A 16,488-nucleotide genomic window follows, 5' to 3' on the forward strand; every position below is an offset into this window, starting at 1 on the left:
GCGCTGCGTTGCGGTGCTGCGCGGTGCGACGGTTCGGACTGGAGTCAGCCGACCTTGGCCGTCTGCTCCTCCCCCACGAACGCGCGCCACAGGCGGGCGTACGCGCCGTCCGCGGCGAGGAGTTCGGTGTGGGTGCCGTCCTCGACGACGCGGCCGTGGTCCATGACCACCACTCTGTCGGCGCGGGCCGCCGTGCTGAGGCGGTGGGCGATGACCACGGTGGTGCGGCGCTTGCCGCCGTGCCGGGCCAGACGGTCCGCGGCGCGGTTGACCGCGGCCTCGGTGGCCAGGTCCAGCGCCGCGGTCGCCTCGTCGAGCAGCAGCAGGTCCGGGTCGACCAGCTCGGCGCGCGCGAGGGCGATCAGCTGCCGCTGACCGGCCGACAGGTTCCGGCCCCGCTCGCTGACCCGGTAGAGGTAGCCGCCGTCCAGCCGGGCGATCATCTCGTGCGCGCCGACCGCCCGCGCCGCCGCCTCGACCTCGGCGTCGCTCGCGTCCGGCCGGCCGTAGGCGATCGCGTCCCGGATCGTCCCCGCGAACAGGTAGGCCTCCTGCGGGACGACACCCAGACGGTGCCGGTACCCGGCCAGGTCCATCTCGCGCACGTCGCGGCCGTCCACGCGGACCGCGCCTCCGGTGACGTCGTAGAACCGGGCCAGCAGCTTGACCAGCGTGGACTTGCCCGCGCCCGTCTCGCCGACCAGCGCGACGGTCTGACCGGCCGGAATGTGCAGGTCCACACCGGTGATCGCCTCGGGCTTCCGCCCCGGCTTCTTCGCGGAGGCGGCCACGATCGCGCCCGCGGCGAACGCGGGGGACGCGGTCGCGCCGGACAGGCTCGGGTCGGACAGGTTCGCGTCCGCGCCGAGGGCGTTGTAGGCGAAGCGCACGTCGTCGAAGTGGATGTCGCCCGTCAGGCGACCCACGGCCTCCGGCTGCGCCGCCTGCGGGGTGGACGTCGGGGTGCGCAGCAGTTCCCGGATCCGGCTGAGTCCGACAGCGGCCTGCTGGTATCCGTCGAAGACCTGACTGAGCTGCTGCACCGGCGAGAAGAACAGGTCGATGTAGAGCAGGTAGGCCACCAGCGCGCCGGTCGTCAGCGTTCCCGCGTTGACCCGGTTGGCGCCGACGATCAGCACCAGGGCCGCCGCCACGCTGGAGAGCATCTGCACGAACGGGAAGTAGAGCGATATGTAGAGCTGCGCCCGGACGCGGGTGCGCCGGTAGTCGTCGCTGCGCTCGGCGAAGCGCGCCCGGTTGTGGTCCTCGCGCAGGAAGGCCTGCACGATCCGCATGCCCGCGACGTTCTCCTGCAGGTCGGCGTTGACCGTGCTGACCTTCTCCCGGCCCAGCTGGTAGATCTTCGACGACTTCGAGCGGAAGACCAGGGTGGCCACGATCAGGACCGGCAGCACCGCGAAGACGTAGAGCGCGAGCCCCGCGTCGAGGACCAGCAGCACCACGAAGATGCCGAAGAACGTGAGCAGGCTGACCACGGCGGTGACCACGCCCGTCTGCAGGAAGGACGTGAGCGCGTCGACGTCCGTCGTCATGCGCGTCATGATCCGGCCGCCGAGCTCGCGCTCGTAGTAGTCGAGGCCGAGCCGCTGCAGGTGGGCGAAGATCTTCACGCGCAGCCCGTACAGCACACGCTCTCCGGTGCGGCCGCTGACCTGCGTCTCGGCGGTCTGCACCCCCCAGTCGGCGAGCACCACCGCGAGCGCGACCAGCGACACGAGCCCGACCGCGCCGGCCGCCCCCTTGCTGACGCCGTCGTCGATACCGCGACGGATCAGGATCGGCAGCACGAGCGAGGCGATCGCGTCGAGGGTCACCAGGAGCAGTGCCAGCATCAGCGGGCCCCTGAACGGCGCCAGCATCCGGCGGACGTTGAACATCGGGTCCGGCCTGCGGGCCTCGTCCAGGGGGATGGCCGGGGTCTCGTCGGCCGGCGGCAGGGCCGCGACCTTGGCCAGCAGCTCGGGCGTGGCGGCCATGGCGCCCATCGCCGCGTGCATGCCGCCGGGTCCGCCCATGTGTCCGCCGCCCGCGCCGGGGCGGTCCGCGGTCACCGGCGCGTCCGGGTCGGGTTCAGGATGGCGCTCGCGGTCCCACAGCGCGGGCGTCACGCCGCCGACTCGGGCGGCGGCGTCCACCCTGGTGAGCCCCGCTCCTTCGAGCCGAGCCCCGTCGAGCGGTGCGCCGTCCAGCTGAGCCCGCTCGGTCGTCGCGGCGGTGTTCCCGGCACCGTCGAGCTCCAGGTCGTCGAGCTCGAGCGCGGCGGCCGCCTCCGCCTCCAGCAACACGGCGTCGGCGGGCCGGATGTCGGTCAGCTCGTCGTCGGCCAGCTCGGCGGCCAGCAGCGAGTCGGTGAGCATCTGCGCAGCCGGATCGGCCTGACGGATGTCGGCCGCCATGGCGTCCGGGTCGGTCAGCAGCGAGCGGTAGAGCAGGCAGCGGGCGTCGAGCTCCTCGTGGGTGCCCAGGTCGACCAGACGCCCCTGGTCCAGCACGCCGATACGGTCGGCCAGCTGCAGCGTCGACCGCCGGTGCGCGACCAGCAGCGTGGTGCGGCCGGCCATCACCGTCCGCAGCGCCTCGTGGATCTCGGCCTCGACCTGCGCGTCGACGGCGGAGGTCGCATCGTCGAGCAGGAGGATGTGCGGGTCGGCCAGGATCGCCCGGGCAAGGGCGACACGCTGACGCTGACCGCCGGAGAGGGTCAGCCCCTGCTCGCCGACCACGGTGTCGTAGCCGTCGGGCAGCTCGCGGATGAAGCCGTCGGCCTGCGCGGCACGGGCGGCGGCGACGACCTCGTCGTCCGTGGCGTCCGGGCGGCCGTAGGCGATGTTGGTGCGCACGGACTCCGAGAAGAGGAAGCTGTCCTCGGGCACGATGCCGATCGCGGCGCGCAGCGACCGCAGCGTGAGGTCCCGCACGTCGTGGCCGTGCACGCGGACCGTACCGCTGCTCGCGTCGTAGAAGCGGGGCACGAGCATCCCCACCGTGGACTTGCCGGAGCCGGAGGCTCCGACGAGCGCGACGGTCTCACCGGCGCGCACGCTCAGGTTCAGCCCGCGCAGCACGGGTCCGGACGAGGAGGCATAGGCGAAGTCGACGTCCTCGAAGGAGACGGCGGGCAGGCCCGACCCGGCCCTCGCGAGTCCGTCGATGCTCTGTGCGGCCTCGAGCTGCGTGAGCTCGCCCAGGTCGAGGTCGGTCGCCGAGGCGCTTTCCTTGATCACCGGACGCTCGTCGATCAGCTGCAGGACGCGCTCCACGCTGGCGCGCGCCTGCTGCCCGACCGTCAGCAGCATGGTGAGCATCCGGACGGGGCCGGTCATCTGTGCGACATAGGTGGAGAAAGCGACGAAGGTGCCCAGCGTCACCTGGCCGCGCACGGCCAGCCATCCGCCCAGGGCCAGCACCGCCACCTGGGCCAGGGCCGGGATCGCCTGCATCGCAGGGCTGTAGCGGGCGCTGAGCCGGATGCCGCGCAGGCGCCTGGCGTAGAGGCGGCGGCTGGCGGACTCGAGCCGGCCGAGCTCCTGCTCCTCCTGGCCGAAGCCCTTGACGACGCGGACGCCGGAGACCGCCCCGTCCACGACGCCGGCCACCCGGCCGGCCTCCTGCTGGGCGGACCAGGTCGCCGGGAAGAGCCGCTTGCGGCTGAGCGACGCGAACCACCACAGCGCAGGGGCCATCGCCAGCGCGATCAGCGTCAGCATCGGCGACAGGAAGAACATCACCACGATGGAGAGCAGGAACATCAGCACGTTGCCGGTCATCATCGGCAGCATGCTGAGCAGCCCGACGATCATCTGCAGGTCGGAGGTGGCCCGGCCGACGACCTGCCCGGTGTCGAGCCCGTCCTGCTTGACCCCGTCGAGCCGGGTCAGCGAGTCGAAGAGGTCCTGGCGCATGTCGTGCTGCACATCCATGGCCAGGCGTCCACCCCAGTAGCGGCGGACCATGGTCAGAACGAAGACCGCGACCGCGGCGGCGACCAGCGCGATCGCCCAGGGGGCCAGCGAGCTGCTGTGGGTGGTGATGACGTCGTCGATGATGTGGCGCGGGATCAGCGGCACGAGGGCGCTGATCGCCATGCCGACCAGCGAGGCGCCGAACGACAGAAGGACGTTGGTGCGGTAGCGCCAGGCATACCCGCTCAGCCGACGCACCCAGCCGGACCCGCGCTCGGCGCCGGAACCGGTGGAGGGGGCTGCGACTTCCCCCGGAGATTTATGAGCCTGAGACATATTTAGCGATACTAATCTTCTCGTCGGTCAGCTGTCCATGCCACTTGAGGGGCTTACCCGCCCCCGCTCGAGTCACCAGCCACCCCAGCCGTAGACCCGCTCGACCGGGATCCGCACCACCAGGCGCCGATCGGCCACCATCGCGGCGCGGTACTCGTCCCAGTCCGGATGCTCGCCCGCGATCCGCCGGTAGACGTCGACCAGCTCGTCGACGGTCGCGTCGTCGGCTTTCGCCGCGACCGGCGTGAGCTGCGCCGTGCCTTCGACGACGGCGTAGCCGCCGAAGTCGGGACGGGTGACATAGAGGCTCACCCGGGCGTCCCGCCGCAGGTTCGCCACCTTCGCACGGTCCGCGGTGGTGGAGAAGCGGATCACTCCGCCACCGTCCGCACGGCCGCCCGTGGTGCCGTCCGAGCCGGGGTCGAAGGTGATGCTGACGTTCGAGAGCTGCGGTCGACCGTCCCGCTTGAGGGTGACCACCGCTCCGGTCTGCGACCGCGCGACCAGATCCAGCAGGTCCTTGTTCGCCATCGTGCGTCCTCCCGTGCGCCTGATGATGCCCTTTGGGCACAGCACCAGACTGCCGCCGGGTGTTCCCGTCGCGCACCGGCCGACGGTCGCGGTGGGACTCCGCGATGGTCGTAGGTCCGTGGACGGAGACGCCGTCCACGGAGGGTCTTACCGGCCGCGCGACTCCGTCGCCGCCCCCAGGGCACCGAGGGCGAGCCGGTGCAGCAGTGCGGCCATCGCCGCGCGTCCGTCCGGGTGACCCGCGACGGACGGGCCGACGGCGGCGCTGTGGGGTGTGGAGTTGAGCAGCCCGAACACGGCATGGACGGCCGGACGTGCCTCCTCCCCCAACCCCGGGAACACGTCCCGGGCGACGCCGACCCACAGCTCCACGTACTGACGCTGCAGGCTGCGGACCTTGCGGCGCTCCCGGTCCGGCAGGTTGAGCAGCTCCCGGTCGTGCAGGGTGATCAGTGCGCTCTCGTCCAGGGCGAAGTCGATGTGGCACTGGAGCAGCGACTCCAGCGCCTCCTGCGGATCGACGGAGGCGTCGACCCGCTGCCTTCCCTGCTCCAGCAGCCGCTCACTGATGCCGATCAGCAGATCGGCCAGCATCGCGTCCTTGCCGGCGAAGTGCCGGTACAGGCCCGGCCCGCTGATGCCGACGGCCCGGCCGATCTCGTCCACGCCCACGCCGAGGAAGCCTCGCTCGGCGAAGAGACGAGCCGCCTCACGGCGGATCTGTGCCCGCCTGGGGTTCTCCGGCGCGACGCCGGTGGAACCCATGGACGCGGCGGAACCCGCACCGCCACCGGAAGCGCCGGCCGACGTCCCGGTCGCCGCGCCGGAGGGACTCGAAGGCTTGACCATTGGGCCATCGTAGACAGACCTGTTAGGCCGCGTTAACCTGAGGCGTATAAGTTAACGCTCGTTCACAGGAGCAAAGGAGCTCTCGGCGATGGCACCCGCTCCACTCCCCACCGGCTTTCCCCCGAGCCCACAGGCCCGGGCCGCCGCTCCGCGGCTGGAGAGCACGGTGGACCCCACCTCGGCCTCCTACCGGAGCAACACCGAGGGACACCAGGCCCTGGCCGACGAACTGCGGGCCAAGCTGGCCGCGGCCGCGGCGGGCGGCGGAGCGCGCGCCCGCGAACGCCACACCTCCCGCGGCAAGCTGCTGCCGCGCGACCGCGTCGACACACTGCTCGACGCCGGCTCGCCCTTCCTCGAGCTCGCGCCGCTGGCGGCCGACGGCCTCTACAACGGGGACGCCCCCGCCGCCGGTGTGATCGCCGGCATCGGGCGGGTCGCGGGCCGCGAGGTGGTCATCGTCGCCAACGACGCCACCGTCAAGGGCGGCACCTACTACCCGATGACGGTCAAGAAGCACCTCCGTGCCCAGGAGGTCGCCCTCGAGAACCGCCTGCCCTGCGTCTACCTCGTCGACTCGGGCGGCGCCTTCCTGCCGATGCAGGACGAGGTCTTCCCCGACCGGGACCACTTCGGCCGGATCTTCTACAACCAGGCCCGCCTCTCGGCCGCCGGCATCCCCCAGCTGGCCGCCGTGCTGGGCTCCTGCACCGCGGGCGGCGCCTACGTGCCGGCCATGAGCGACCAGGCCGTCATCGTCCGCAACCAGGGGACGATCTTCCTCGGCGGGCCGCCGCTGGTGAAGGCCGCCACCGGCGAGGTCGTCACCGCCGAGGAGCTCGGCGGCGGCGAGCTGCACTCCCGCACCTCCGGCGTCACCGACCACCTGGCCGAGAACGACGGCCACGCGCTCTCGATCCTGCGCACCATCGTCGGCGAGCTCGGCCCCCGCGCCCCGCGTCCGTGGACCGTCGAGGCCTCCGAGGAGCCCGCCGTCGACCCGGCGAGCCTCTACGGAGCCGTCCCCGTCGACTCCCGCACCCCCTACGACGTGCGCGAGGTCATCGCCCGCATCGTGGACGGCAGCCGCTTCGCCGAGTTCAAGGCCGAGTACGGCCCGACGCTGGTCACCGGCTTCGCCCGGATCCAGGGCCACCCCGTCGGGATCGTCGCCAACAACGGCATCCTCTTTGCCGAGTCCGCGCTCAAGGGCGCGCACTTCATCGAGCTCTGCGACCAGCGCGGCATCCCGCTGCTCTTCCTGCAGAACATCTCCGGGTTCATGGTCGGCCAGAAGTACGAGGCCGGCGGCATCGCCAAGCACGGCGCCAAGATGGTGACGGCCGTGGCCACCACCCGGGTGCCGAAGCTGACCGTCGTCATCGGCGGCTCCTACGGCGCGGGCAACTACTCGATGTGCGGGCGGGCCTACTCCCCTCGCTTCCTGTGGATGTGGCCGAACGCCAAGATCTCCGTCATGGGCGGCGAGCAGGCCGCCTCGGTGCTGGCGACGGTGCGTCGCGACCAGATGGAGGCCCGCGGCGAGGACTGGCCGAGCGAGGCGGAGGAGGAGTTCCGCCGCCCGGTGCGCGAGCAGTACGACCGCCAGGGCAACGCCTACTACGCGACGGCCCGCCTGTGGGACGACGGCGTGATCGACCCGCTGGACACCCGCACCGTGCTCGGCCTGGCGCTGAGCGCCTGCGCCAACGCGCCCCTGCCCGAGCCGCGCCCCTACGGCGTCTTCCGCATGTGACATGACGAGAGGTCACCTCCAGTGCCTATGTTCGAAAGTGTTCTGGTGGCCAACCGCGGCGAGATCGCGGTCCGGGTCATCCGCACGCTGAAGCGGCTCGGTGTCCGCTCCGTCGCCGTGCACAGCGCCGCCGACGCCTCCGCGCCGCACGTTCTCGCCGCGGACACCGCCGTTCTGATCGACAGTTACCTCGACGGCGCCGAACTGGTCGCCGCCGCCCAGAGGGCCGGAGCCGAGGCCGTCCACCCCGGCTACGGCTTCCTCGCCGAGAACACCGGCTTCGCCCGCGCCTGCGCCGAGGCCGGCCTGGTCTTCATCGGCCCGCCCGCCGGGGCGATCGAGCTGATGGGCGACAAGATCAACGCCAAGGAGGCCGTCAAGGCCGCCGGCGTTCCGGTCGTCCCGGGCAGCAGTGGCGACGACCTCGACGACGCGGCCCTGATCGCGGCCGCGGCCGAGATCGGCTTCCCGGTGCTGCTCAAGCCGTCCGCCGGTGGCGGCGGCAAGGGCATGCGACTCGTCCGCGAGGCGGACCGGCTGGCCGAGGAGATCGCCGCCGCGAGGCGCGAGGCCCGCACCTCGTTCGGCGACGACACCCTCCTGCTGGAGCGGTGGATCGACCGCCCCCGCCACATCGAGATCCAGATCCTCGCCGACACGCACGGCAACGTCGTCCACCTGGGCGAGCGTGAGTGCAGCCTCCAGCGGCGCCACCAGAAGCTGATCGAGGAAGCCCCCTCCGTGCTCCTCGACGAGGCCACGCGCGCCGAGATGGGTGCGGCGGCCGTGCGTGCGGCGAAGTCCTGCGGCTACACGGGCGCAGGCACCGTCGAATTCATCGTTCCAGGCAGTGATCCCTCCTCCCACTTCTTCATGGAGATGAACACCAGGCTCCAGGTGGAGCACCCGGTGACCGAACTGGTCACCGGCCTGGACCTGGTGGAGTGGCAGCTCCGCGTGGCCGCGGGCGAAGTGCTCCCCTTCGCCCAGGACGACGTCACGCTCACGGGACACGCCATCGAGGCGCGGATCTGCGCCGAGGACCCGAGCCGCGGGTTCCTGCCCTCCGGAGGGCAGGTCCTGCTGCTCCAGGAGCCCGAAGGGGAGGGGGTCCGGGTGGATTCCGGACTGGCCCCCGGGCTGGTCGTCGGCAGCACCTACGACCCGATGGTGTCCAAGGTCATCGCCTACGGCCCCGACCGGGACACCGCCCTGCGCAGGCTGCGCGCCGCCCTTGCGGACACGGTCGTGCTCGGGGTCGTCACCAACGCCGGCTACCTGCGCCGGCTCATCTCTCATCCCGACGTCGTCGCGGGGCGCCTCGACACCGGTCTGGTCGAGCGCCACCCGGAGCTCACGCTAGTCCCGACCGGCGACACCGGCCAAGCGGGCACCGCGCAGCCTGTGGACAACTTCCCGCTGCTGGCCGCCTCGCTGCTGCGCCAGCTGGCTCTCGCGCCCGCCCGGGCCACCGACGGCTCGGGGTGGACCGACCCGTTCGCCCGGCCCAGCGGCTGGCGGATCGGCGGCACGCCCGCCTGGACCAGGCACCATCTGCGGCTTCCCGGCGCCGACCCGGTACTCGTCCTGGTCCGTCCGCGGCGCGGCGCGGAGAACACCGCAGCCGGTGTCGACGCCGGAGCGGGCGCCTTCGAGGTCCGGATCGGGGACGGCGAGATCCTGAGGGCCGAGGCCCGTGCGCAGCTGTCCGGCGGGGCCGGCCGCTTGGCCGTCACCGTCGACGGCGTGACGCGCGGGTTCGCCTGCGGCGTGGAGGGGGCCGAGCACGGCGACGGCACCGTCTGGCTCTCCCGCGACGGCGACAGCTGGGCCTGCCACGTCCACGACCCGCTCGCCGAGCTCGCCCTGGGTGGGGCGGGCGCCCATGGCGGTTCGCTCACCGCGCCGATGCCCGGCACCGTGACCCTGGTCAAGGCCTCCGTGGGCGAGACGGTGAAGCGCGGTCAGGCCGTGCTGGTACTGGAGGCGATGAAGATGGAGCACGTCATCACCGCGCCGCACGACGGCACGGTCGCGCAGCTCAAGGTCGTCCCGGGCGCCACCGTCGCCATGGACGACCTGCTCGCGGTGATCGCTCCCGCGGACGACCCGACCGGCGAGACCGCGGAATCCTGAGGAGTGGTGATGACCGATCAGACTGACCGCACCGACCGGAATGCGCCGCACGAGCCGACGGTGCTGGAGCTCGGGCTGCCGATGTCGGTACGCGCGGACGGCCTCCCGACGCGTGTCCGGATCCACGAGGTCGGCCCCCGCGACGGGCTCCAGAACGAGTCCGTCGCACTGCCGGTGGGGGTCAAGGCGGAGTTCATCGCCCGGCTCGCCCAGGCGGGCCTGACCACCGTCGAGGCGACCAGCTTCGTCCACCCCAAGTGGGTCCCCCAGCTGGCGGACGCCGAGGAACTCTTCCCGCAGGTCTCGGCGTTGCCGCAGAAGTACCCTGGGCTGCGGCTCCCGGTCCTGGTGCCCAACGAGCGCGGGCTCGACCGGGCGCTGGCCCTGGGCGCCACCGAGATCGCCGTCTTCGGCAGCGCCACCGAGACGTTCGCCGCGCGGAACCTGAACCGGACCGTCGCCGAGTCGTTGGAGATGTTCGCCCCCGTGGTGCACCGGGCCACGGAGGCCGGGGTCAGGGTCCGCGGCTACCTCTCCATGTGCTTCGGCGACCCGTGGGAGGGCCCCGTCGGGGCCGAGCAGGTCGTGTCCGTCGGCAAGGCGCTGCTGGAGCTCGGCTGCGCCGAGCTGAGCCTCGGCGACACCATCGGCACCGGCACGCCCGGTCAGGTGGAGGCGCTGCTCGGCGCGTTCGCCGCGGCCGGCGTCGGCCCGGAGCAGCTCGCGGTGCACTTCCACGACACCTACGGCCAGGCGCTCGCCAACACGCTCGCGGCCCTGCGCTGCGGTGTCTCCGTCGTGGACGCCTCGGCCGGCGGGCTGGGCGGGTGCCCCTACGCCAAGAGCGCCACGGGCAACCTCGCCACGGAGGACCTGGTCTGGATGCTGAACGGCCTCGGCATCGAGACCGGCGTCGACCTCGCCGCGCTGGCGACGACCAGCCAGTGGCTGGCCGGACACCTCGGCAGGCCGAGCCCGTCCCGGGCGGTCCGCGCCCTCGTCGGATCGGACTGAACGGCAACCGACCGGCCGACCGACCGGCCGCCCCGCAGCGGAGCTGACCACACACAACTGCACACCACCCACGCACCACCACCGGACGGCCGTCGAGATCGCCCACAAGGCCGCACGGCGGCTACCCGTTTCCCTTCTTCCGCCTCCCCACCCTCAGGAGACCACCATGCTGGACCACCGTCTCGAGCCAGAGCACGAGGAACTGCGCCGCACTGTCCGGGAGTTCGCCCACGACGTGGTCGCCCCCAAGATCGGCGAGTTCTACGAGCACGAGGAGTTCCCCTACGAGATCGTCCGCGAGATGGGCCGGATGGGCCTGTTCGGCCTGCCCTTCCCGGAGGAGTACGGGGGCATGGGCGGCGACTACTTCACCCTGGGCCTGGCCCTGGAGGAACTGGCGCGGGTCGACTCCTCCGTGGCGATCACCCTGGAGGCGGCCGTCTCGCTCGGCGCCATGCCGATCTACTTGTTCGGCACCGAGGAGCAGAAGCGCACCTGGCTGCCGAAGCTCTGCTCCGGCGAGATGCTCGGCGCGTTCGGCCTCACCGAGCCGGAGGGCGGCTCCGACGCGGGCGCCACCCGCACCACCGCCCGGTACGACAAGGCGACCGACGAGTGGGTGATCAACGGCACGAAGTGCTTCATCACCAACTCCGGCACCGACATCACCGGCCTGGTGACCGTCACGGCGATCACCGGTTCGAGCGAAGAATCGGACAAGTCCTCGCCCACCCGCTCGATCTCCAGCATCATCGTCCCCACGGGAACGCCGGGCTTCACGGTCTCCAAGAAGTACTCGAAGGTCGGCTGGAACGCCTCGGACACCCGGGAGCTCTCCTTCACCGACTGCCGCGTGCCGGCCGCCAACCTGGTCGGCGAGCTGGGCCGCGGCTACGCCCAGTTCCTGCGGATCCTCGACGAGGGGCGGATCGCGATCGCCGCGCTGGCCACCGGTCTGGCTCAGGGCTGCGTCGACGAGTCCGTCCGCTACGCCGCCGAGCGGCACGCCTTCGGCCGTCCGATCGGCGCCAACCAGGCGATCCAGTTCAAGGTCGCGGACATGGAGACGCGGGCGCACATGGCCCGCCTGGCCTGGTACCACGCCGCCAGCAGGATGGTGGCGGGCGAGCCGTTCAAGAAGGAGGCGGCGATCGCCAAGCTGTACTCCTCCGAGGCGGCCGTCGACAACGCGCGCGAGGCCACGCAGATCCACGGCGGCTACGGCTTCATGAACGAGTTCCCGGTAGCCCGCTTCTGGCGTGACTGCAAGATCCTCGAGATCGGCGAGGGCACCTCCGAGGTGCAGCGCATGCTGATCTCGCGCGAGCTGGGCATGCCGGCCTGACGGCCGGCGCCGACACCCAGGCGCACGATTCAGGGACGGACGGCTCGGGACGGCCCGCTCCGCACGGACGGCTCGGGGCGGGACGGCTCAGGGAATGACGACGACCGGGCGGTTGGCGCGCTTCGCCAGCCGTCCGGCCACCGAGCCGAACAGGCGGCCGAGCCAGCCGTGCGAGCCGCCCACGACGATGGCGTCCGCGGCGTACTCCTTGGCGACCTCTTCGAGCTCGTGGCAGATGTCTCCGCCACGCTCGACCAGCACCCAGGGGACGTCGGCCAGGTAGTCGGCGCAGGCCAGCTCGAGGCCCAGCACCTCGGTGCGGTGGTCCGGCACGTCGACGAAGACGGGCGGCTCGCAACCGGCCCAGACTGTCGCGGGGAGTCTGTTGGCCACATGCACCAGTACCAGTCCGGAACCTGACCGCCGTGCCATCCCGACCGCGTAGGCGAGCGCCCGCTCGCTGGACACGGAACCGTCGAAGCCAACCACGACACCGTGGAGGAACGCGGGGTCGCAGGGGCGGACCCGTTGTGACTTGACTTCAAAACTGGGCATCGGCAGCTGGGGTCCCGTCGTCTGTTTGGGGTCGCGGGGCTCTCGGTGCTCGTAACCGGCCATGGCTTGAGGACGTTTCGCGAGGTGGGATACGAGATGTGGTGCGCGGGGCGGAACGTGGGGCGGAGCGCGGGGAAGCAGGCGGCAGTCGTGGCGAGGTGGGCCGTGAGCGGCCGGTTTTCCCCTTCCCTCAAGGGTACGGCGACATTGTGTCCGCGCCCAGATGCGGAGCGCACAGGCCGCGCAGTTCCCGCGAAAGGAGGATGCGCACGCCTGGGGCGTGCATGGAGCATGCCTGAGCTCCGGGCCATGTGCAACGGTGCAGGCGCGGTCAGCTGGCGCTCACGCCCGATTCACTTTCGGACAAAAGCATGCGATCTGCCTGTCGCATATGCCAGCAGACTGAAACCATGCGCTCATGCCGCCTCTCCTCCTGTTCGATCTTGACAACACCCTCATCGATCGGAACCAGGCCTTCCGTGGCTGGGCGCAGCGCTTCCTCCGCGCACGGGCGCTCCCCCTGGAGGATCTCGGCTGGTTGTCCACCCTGGACTGCGGCGGGTACTTCCCCCGCGAGGCCCTGATGCGGGCGACGGTCGCCCGCTACGGCCTGCACGTCTCACTGGAGAAACTGCTCGACGACTACGCCGAGACCATGATCGAGCTCATCGACTGCCCCGAGGAGCACCGAACGGCGCTGCGGAAGGCACGGGCGGCCGGATGGACGCTGGGCATCGTGAGCAACGGCTCGACCAAGCAACAGCGGGCGAAGATCGAGCGGACCGGGCTGGACGACCTCGTGGACGGCTGGATCATCTCCGAGGAGGCCGACTGCGAGAAGCCCGATCCGCTGATCTTCCGGCTCGCGGCGGACCGTTGCAGACGGAGCCCGGCCCTCACGGACGAAGCGGACTGGACCCGCAGCACCTGGATGGTCGGCGACCACGCCCCGGCCGACATCGCGGGCGCGGCCGTGGCCGGCCTTCGCAGCGTATGGCTCGACCACGGGCGACCCTGGCCCGAGCTGGACTACCGGCCCACCCTTACGGCGACCGGCATCCCGGAGGCCGTGGACGAGGTGCTGAGCGCCCCGCTGCTCACGTGACGGCCCCGCTGCTCACCTGACAGGGGGCGGACTGCCGGGAAGGGCCCGCACAATCCGACGTGGCCCACCGGCCCGCCGGTTCGGGCCACTGCGAGTCACCCGAGCCACCGCCACCCGTCGGAGCAGCTCGAACCGAGGCGGTGGTTCAGCGCCGCAGTTCCTCGGGCGTGGCCGGGAACTGCCACCAGCGGGCGAGGCCGCGCTCGGTGAAGCCGAGGCGGCGATAGAGCGGCTCTCCGAGCAGGGTGGCCGTCAGCGTGGCAGGGCGGTCCGCGTGGGCCGCCAGCCCCGCGCGCATCACCGCCCGGCCCGCACCGCGCGAGCGGAACTCCGGCAGGGTGGCCACCCAGTAGAAGCCGACCGCCGCACCGTCGTCGTGCGTCACACAAGCCGCGGCCGGACGACCGTCCACCCGTGCGAGCCAGCTCCGCTGCCCCGGCACCGCGGCGTGCGCCGGGAACTGCTCACCTCGGCGCCAAGGCAGCCGAGGAAGTATCGGGAAGCCCTCCACCACCACGCGCTCGACGGCTGCCAGATCCTCCTCGCGCACCGCCTCGCCCACGGACACGCCGTCCGCCGCCGGCGCCCCTGCGGACGCGCCGCCGTCCGACACCTGGGCATCAACCACAGCGGCTGCCCGACGACGGAGGCTCGGCGTCTCGGACGCACCCGGCTCACGCACCATCATGGGCATCGTCAGGGCGGCTTCGAACCCCAGGTCGGTGAAGTCGAGGGACCGCGTCGGGTCCTCGATGCAGAGCTGTCGGGACTCCCATGCCCGGAACACCGCCAGCAACTCACTTCGCAGCGCCGCCTGGTCCGCGACCGGCCGGGCCGCCAGCAGGACCCGGTGGGCGCTGTCGGCCCGCACCGCGAGGAAGCCGGGACCGTCGACCCACGCCCAGCCACGTGCCCGCGCCATGGCCGTCCAGTGGCTTGCGGCATTGCCGACCGCGAGTTCGACTCCCATCCGTTCACCCTAGGGCCTGACCCCCTCCGCCCGGGTGGCGACGACCTCATCCGGGCACGTCCCATCTCGCCTCACAGGGAGCGATGGCGCCTCCGAGCCGATCCGGTGGCCGCCAGGTAGTGATGTCGCACGGACCGGCTCGGCGTGGAGTGCAGGAGAAATTGTGCGCGGTCCGTGCGCCCCCTGCGCTCCAGGACGCCTCTTTTCGGTCAACTTCGGGACACATGGTCGTGGTTGGCCATATGCCCAGTCCAGGCCCCTCGGCCGAGACTCCGGCCGGTCGTCAACTGTGTTGGAACCGCGCGACAACTGGCCACAGCGCGGCATGCCCCCTTCCCTGACGGGGTGATGGGTGCCACGCTTCGAGATCGAATGCTTCACGCCAAATTGCCATGTCGACATAGCGTCTGATGGTGAACTAGTCGCAACAGTCGTATCCGAGCCAGTAGATTCGATCTTGATGGAAGCATGCGAGAGGGCGGGGGCTCCCAAGCGCCATCGAAGGACGGGTGCGGACGGCACCGCGGAACCACAGGACCGGGACGACCATGACAGCGAGGGGGGCCGGAGCGCCTTGAGCAGGGTCAGCAGGACTACCGTCACCGGGGACGAGGCGATCGCCGGCGTACCGGTCGGCGCCACCGGTTCCGGCAGCCTCGCCAGCGGATCAACCGGCCTCGCCACCGCCGCCCCCCGCAAACTCTCGAGCCGCCGCCGCGCCGAGATCGTGGCGGTGCTGCTCTTCAGCGGCGGTCCGATCTTCGAGAGCTCGATCCCGCTCTCCGTCTTCGGTATCGACCGCCAGGACACCGGCCTCCCGCACTACCGCCTGCTCGTGTGCGCGGGCGAGAACGGCCCGCTGTCCACGACGGGCGGCCTCACCATGACGGCGCCCTACGGCCTCGAGGGTCTGGCCCGGGCCGGCACCATCGTCGTGCCCGCCTGGCGCTCCGCCGGCCAGACCCCGCCGGCCGAGGCGCTCGCGGCGCTGCGCAAGGCCCACGCCGAGGGCGCGCGGATCATCGGCCTGTGCACCGGCGCCTTCGTCCTCGCCGCAGCGGGCCTGCTGGACGGCCGCCCCGCGACCACGCACTGGATGTACGCGCCGACCCTGGCCAAGCGCTACCCGCAGATCCAGGTCGACCCGCGAGAGCTCTTCATCGACGAGGGCGACGTGCTGACCAGCGCCGGGACGGCCGCGGGCATCGACCTGTGCCTGCACGTGGTCCGCACCGACCACGGCGCGGAGGCGGCGGCTGCCCTGGCCCGCCGACTCGTCGTGCCGGTCCGCCGCTCGGGCGGACAGGCCCCCTACGTCGATCGGTCTTTACCCGAGGAAATCGGGAACGACCCGCTCGCCGAGGTCGTCACCTGGGCGCTGGACAACCTCTCCAAGCAGTTCGACGTGGAGGTGCTGGCGGCCCGCGCGTACATGAGCCGTCGCATGTTCGACCGGCGCTTCCGGTCGCTGACCGGCAGCGCGCCGCTGCAGTGGCTGATCTCGCAGCGCGTACTGCAGGCGCAACGGCTGCTGGAGACCACAGAGCTCTCGGTCGACGAGGTCGCACGCCGCTGCGGCTTCCGCTCGCCCGTGGCGCTGCGCGGCCACTTCCGGCGTCAGCTGGGCGTCTCCCCCGCGGTGTACCGCAGCACGTTCCGGGCCCGCCGCCCGGAGCCCGGCACGTCGGCCGGGAACGGCGGAACGGGCGGGCTCGCCGGTGGCACCACGACGGGCACCGGGACGTCCGTGCCGACGCAGGGTGCGACGACGACGGCCGGCGGGGACCAGTTCGGCTCCTCGCTGCCCACGGTGCCGCCCCAGGGCGGCCCGAGCCGCGGCCGCCCGGCCCCGCGCGTGAGCAGCCGCTCACGCCAGCCCGCCCCCAGCCGCCCCGCGTCAGCCGACCACTCCTCCCCTACGGAGGACGGCCGCCCGGGGCCCGCTCAGGCCCTCAGCCACCCCGACAG

At 72.0% G+C, this 16,488-nt stretch carries 11 protein-coding genes; 6 read left to right on the plus strand and 5 right to left on the minus strand.

Features of this window, described 5'->3' with window-relative positions; translation table 11 throughout:
- Window positions 1–44 precede the first annotated feature (44 nt).
- From TR49_RS09195 to TR49_RS09205, 3 genes are all read right to left on the minus strand, one after another.
- Window positions 45–4,259, minus strand: a complete 4,215-nt coding sequence (locus TR49_RS09195; protein WP_042379298.1) for an ABC transporter ATP-binding protein — start codon at window positions 4,257–4,259, stop codon at window positions 45–47.
- A 72-nt stretch (window positions 4,260–4,331) separates the two neighbouring features.
- On the minus strand, window positions 4,332–4,790 hold the full coding sequence (locus TR49_RS09200) for a PPOX class F420-dependent oxidoreductase (RefSeq protein WP_042379300.1): 459 nt from the start codon (window positions 4,788–4,790) through the stop codon (window positions 4,332–4,334).
- Window positions 4,791–4,937: 147 nt separating this feature from the next.
- Window positions 4,938–5,555: an SACE_7040 family transcriptional regulator gene (locus TR49_RS09205; RefSeq protein WP_042379544.1), complete on the minus strand. Its 618-nt coding sequence runs from the start codon at window positions 5,553–5,555 to the stop codon at window positions 4,938–4,940.
- 172 nt (window positions 5,556–5,727) lie between these two features.
- On the opposite strand from TR49_RS09205, the gene TR49_RS09210 reads away from it, so the two are divergent.
- The 4 genes from TR49_RS09210 to TR49_RS09225 all read left to right on the plus strand — a co-directional run bounded on the left by TR49_RS09210 (window position 5,728) and on the right by TR49_RS09225 (window position 11,890).
- Window positions 5,728–7,395 (plus strand): carboxyl transferase domain-containing protein, encoded by a 1,668-nt coding sequence (locus tag TR49_RS09210; RefSeq protein WP_042379302.1) that lies wholly within the window; start codon window positions 5,728–5,730, stop codon window positions 7,393–7,395.
- A 27-nt stretch (window positions 7,396–7,422) separates the two neighbouring features.
- Entirely contained in the window at window positions 7,423–9,531 is a 2,109-nt protein-coding gene (locus TR49_RS09215; protein ID WP_042379305.1) for an ATP-binding protein, read from the plus strand.
- An 81-nt stretch (window positions 9,532–9,612) separates the two neighbouring features.
- Complete coding sequence (locus tag TR49_RS09220; RefSeq protein WP_042379548.1) at window positions 9,613–10,545, plus strand: hydroxymethylglutaryl-CoA lyase; 933 nt, start codon at window positions 9,613–9,615, stop codon at window positions 10,543–10,545.
- A 169-nt stretch (window positions 10,546–10,714) separates the two neighbouring features.
- On the plus strand, window positions 10,715–11,890 hold the full coding sequence (locus tag TR49_RS09225) for an acyl-CoA dehydrogenase family protein (RefSeq protein ID WP_042379549.1): 1,176 nt from the start codon (window positions 10,715–10,717) through the stop codon (window positions 11,888–11,890).
- A gap of 87 nt (window positions 11,891–11,977) precedes the next feature.
- On the opposite strand, the gene TR49_RS09230 is transcribed toward TR49_RS09225, so the two are convergent.
- Window positions 11,978–12,508, minus strand: a complete 531-nt coding sequence (locus TR49_RS09230) for a universal stress protein (RefSeq protein ID WP_042379308.1) — start codon at window positions 12,506–12,508, stop codon at window positions 11,978–11,980.
- Window positions 12,509–12,863: 355 nt separating this feature from the next.
- On the opposite strand from TR49_RS09230, the gene TR49_RS09235 reads away from it, so the two are divergent.
- Window positions 12,864–13,550, plus strand: coding sequence for an HAD family hydrolase (locus tag TR49_RS09235; RefSeq protein ID WP_042379310.1), 687 nt, complete (start codon window positions 12,864–12,866; stop codon window positions 13,548–13,550).
- Between the two features lie 145 nt (window positions 13,551–13,695).
- On the opposite strand, the gene TR49_RS09240 is transcribed toward TR49_RS09235, so the two are convergent.
- A complete protein-coding gene (locus TR49_RS09240; protein ID WP_042379313.1) occupies window positions 13,696–14,520 on the minus strand; it encodes a GNAT family N-acetyltransferase in 825 nt (274 codons plus the stop codon).
- A 616-nt stretch (window positions 14,521–15,136) separates the two neighbouring features.
- Between TR49_RS09240 and TR49_RS09245 the strand changes: the two genes are divergently transcribed.
- On the plus strand, window positions 15,137–16,488 hold a 1,352-nt coding region (locus tag TR49_RS09245), incomplete at its 3' end, for a helix-turn-helix domain-containing protein (protein ID WP_439654093.1).

The sequence above is a fragment of the Streptacidiphilus melanogenes genome (assembly GCF_000787835.1).
Classification (GTDB): domain Bacteria; phylum Actinomycetota; class Actinomycetes; order Streptomycetales; family Streptomycetaceae; genus Streptacidiphilus; species Streptacidiphilus melanogenes.